Raw genomic sequence first — 3,005 nt, 5'->3', positions numbered from 1 at the left:
TAGGTGCGATCGCAGCTTCAGCTTTACTACTAATTAGTTTGGGGCAAGTTGCGAATTTAGGGGCGACTCTACCACTGAATGGGAATTGGTTGCAATCTTTGGTGTTGGAGTTCGTTCTCACCTTTATTTTGATGTTTGTAATTTTGGGTTCTGGACTAGATCGCCGCGCCCATATTGGTTTTGCTGGGTTAGCGATCGGTTTAACGGTGGGGATGGAAGCAGCATTTATGGGGCCAATTACAGGTGCAAGTATGAATCCGGCGCGTTCTTTAGGCCCGGCTTTGGTGGGAGGAATTTGGCAGCATCATTGGGTTTATTGGGTTGCACCCATTTTAGGAGCGCAATTAGCAGTGATATTATATCGGCAACTTTCCAACGGATTTCGTGATTTCAAAGAATAAAGGAGCAAGATTTATGGCGATTTTATTTCTATGACCTCTTTCAAACATCCACCAAAAATATTGTTTTTATATGGTTCTTTGCGGGGGCGCTCCTATAGCCGCTTGTTAGCAGAAGAAGCTGCTCGAATCATTGAGGGATTGGGTGCAGAAGTCAGGTTTTTCAATCCTCGTGAATTACCCATTTATGGCAGTGTGCCAGATACTCATCCCCAGGTACAAAAATTACGGGAATTGAGCATCTGGTCTGAGGGGCAAGTGTGGTCTTCTCCTGAGATGCACGGTAATATTACTGGCATTATGAAAAACCAAATTGACTGGATTCCTTTAAGTTTAGGAGCAGTTAGACCGACTCAAGGCAAAACATTAGCAATCATGCAAGTAAGTGGTGGTTCTCAGTCTTTTAACGCTGTTAATACGCTACGAATTTTGGGGCGGTGGATGCGAATGTTTACGATTCCCAATCAGTCTTCGGTGGCGAAAGCTTACCAAGAGTTTAACGAAGGTGGAACAATGAAGGATTCACCTTACCGCGATCGCGTCATCGATGTTATGGAAGAACTTTACAAATTTACGGTGTTATTGCGCGATCAGGTTGACTACCTAACAGACCGCTACAGCGAACGTAAAGAAAAAGCGGCACAAGAAACCATTAGGGTAGCCAATAGTGCGCTTGAAATGAATACCAATTAAAGTTTATCAGATTTTTCTGTGAATATATCAAAAAATAACAACATCATGAAAAAAATAATGTTTGTTTGTAAGCATAATTCCCGGCGATCACAAATGGCAGAGGGATTTACGCGAATATTAGGAGAAGGTAAAGTAGCTGTTGCTAGTTCAGGTTTGGCAGCAAGTGAGGTAGATCCTATTACTGTTGAAGTGATGTCAGAAATTGGGATTGATATTAGCAATCAGACTTCTAAAGCTTTAAGTGATTTCAATGCTAATGATTATAATGCTGTGATTTCATTATGTGGTTGTGGTGTTAACTTACCCGAAGAGTGGGTGTTAAGAGATGTGTTTGAAGATTGGCAACTTGATGATCCAGCAGGGCAATCAATTGAAGTTTTTCGGCGGGTTCGAGATGAAGTTAAGGAACGAGTTGTAAAGTTAATTGAGTCTCTTAGTTAATTATGTCTTTTTCGATTTTAAAAGGATCGTAAGTTAGTTTGCAGATTACTACAATTACAAATTAACTTAGCGATCGCTCGAACTAATTTAGCTGGCTCCACAGGCTTGGTGATATGCTGCCCAAATCCGGCGGCGATTGCTTGTTGGGGTTTTGATAATGAATTGGTAATTAAACGACTAGGTTTTTCTTCTGTGGAGGCATATTACCAAGCTAGTAGTGCTTTACAAATATTGCCGCAAATCTCAAAACCGACTTTGATTTTATATGCTGCCGATGACCCACTTTTTGACCCAGCTATCATACCAGAATTAAAAGATGCGTGCGATCGCAATCCCATAATAGATTTGTTACTCACTCAGTACGGCGGCCATGTTGGCTATTTGAGTAGCAAAGAGTGCCAGCATCAAGTACAAGATTCTGATCCTTGGTGGGCATGGAATCGGGTTTTACAATGGTTGGAGGAAAAGTGAATTCTGGGATTAGTTTTTCGCCGCCCAAATCTTTTTGAGCGGCGAAAACTTAAGGAAAGATTAAATTATTTTGACTCCCAAAAAGCAGTGCTAGGCAGGAACAGGAGTAGCAAATCTAGCATATCGTTTTATGTAGAACTCCTTACTATTAGCGATCGCTACCACAGAATCACGTTGTTTTAAAGCCTTTTTCCATTGACGTAGACGAGTAAATTCCTCTGGTAGTGTAAAGCCTCGATAGTGCTTCAGTGCAGGCCAACGCTCAAACCAGGGGTAAAAGGTGAAATCAACCAAGCTGACGGATTCGCCAAACCAGTAAGGGCCGTCTCCTGATAACTTCCCAAAAGCTTCTTTTTCGATAAACTCCAGATGTTTATATAGTTCTTGTTTAGCTGCTTCTTGCTGTTGGATATCAGGACTACGTTAAGAGAGCAGAAAAAGCTGGAACAAATCGAGTATTAGCAAAATCAATCCAGATGCGAACCTGTGCTTTAGCAATGGGACTTAACTAATATCTCTCTTTTTGACTCCATTGCCACCCTTGATAGTTGGGGTTTTGTTAATTTACTAGATGAGATATAGGATTCCTATTTGATTTTTGAATAAACACCGTACACCTCGAAAAGCCTGATTCCCTACTCCCTACTCTCTATTCCCTACTCCCCGCCTACGCAAATAATTTCAAAAATCAAAGCGGATTACTATATCCACTTAAAGCTAGAGTATTAATGGCTTATTTGCAATAATTGATGTGCGTGATATTCATTATTCATAACTCGTTCTAGTACTGCTTCTCTAATATTTACAAATACTTCACTAGCTCTATCTCGTGGACGCGACAATCTTACAGGTAAATCTAACGCAACCCGTCCAAAGCAGGGCTATTTCATTCTCATCTAGCCCGCCTCAGAATAAATTCTGAGGCTAATAGCAAAAGTCGTCTAAAGACGACTAAGAAAGGCTTTTAGTCCACTTTAGTGGACTTAAGCTAAAAGCCTGTGA

General features: G+C 41.0%; 4 protein-coding genes and 1 pseudogene. 4 read left to right on the top strand and 1 reads right to left on the bottom strand.

Translation table 11 applies throughout. The features are described 5' to 3' along the window. The 4 genes and pseudogenes from LC574_RS33590 to LC574_RS33575 all read left to right on the top strand — a co-directional run. On the top strand, positions 1 to 401 hold a 401-nt coding region (locus LC574_RS33590; protein ID WP_229457914.1), incomplete at its 5' end, for an MIP/aquaporin family protein. A gap of 30 nt (positions 402 to 431) precedes the next feature. Then, complete coding sequence (gene arsH, locus LC574_RS33585) at positions 432 to 1,091, top strand: arsenical resistance protein ArsH (RefSeq protein ID WP_229457912.1); 660 nt, start codon at positions 432 to 434, stop codon at positions 1,089 to 1,091. Between the two features lie 45 nt (positions 1,092 to 1,136). Further along, complete coding sequence (gene arsC, locus LC574_RS33580; protein ID WP_229457911.1) at positions 1,137 to 1,532, top strand: arsenate reductase, glutathione/glutaredoxin type; 396 nt, start codon at positions 1,137 to 1,139, stop codon at positions 1,530 to 1,532. 144 nt (positions 1,533 to 1,676) lie between these two features. Then, positions 1,677 to 2,003, top strand: a pseudogene (locus tag LC574_RS33575) (esterase); the annotation flags it as partial. A 90-nt stretch (positions 2,004 to 2,093) separates the two neighbouring features. Here LC574_RS33575 and LC574_RS33570 read toward each other — a convergent pair. Then, entirely contained in the window at positions 2,094 to 2,363 is a 270-nt protein-coding gene (locus tag LC574_RS33570) for a glutathione S-transferase C-terminal domain-containing protein (protein ID WP_229457916.1), read from the bottom strand. Positions 2,364 to 3,005: the final 642 nt, after the last annotated feature.

Origin of the sequence: Nostoc sp. CHAB 5715 (genome assembly GCF_020829685.1) — a bacterium.
In the GTDB taxonomy this organism is placed as follows: domain Bacteria; phylum Cyanobacteriota; class Cyanobacteriia; order Cyanobacteriales; family Nostocaceae; genus Nostoc.
This window is presented reverse-complemented; position numbering and strand designations above follow the sequence as displayed.

Bases quoted from the DNA above. Each gene is read 5' to 3' on its own strand.
- arsH (WP_229457912.1), top strand. From the start codon at position 432: ATGACCTCTTTCAAACATCCACCAAAAATATTGTTTTTATATGGTTCT.
- arsC (WP_229457911.1), top strand. From the start codon at position 1,137: ATGAAAAAAATAATGTTTGTTTGTAAGCATAATTCCCGGCGATCACAA.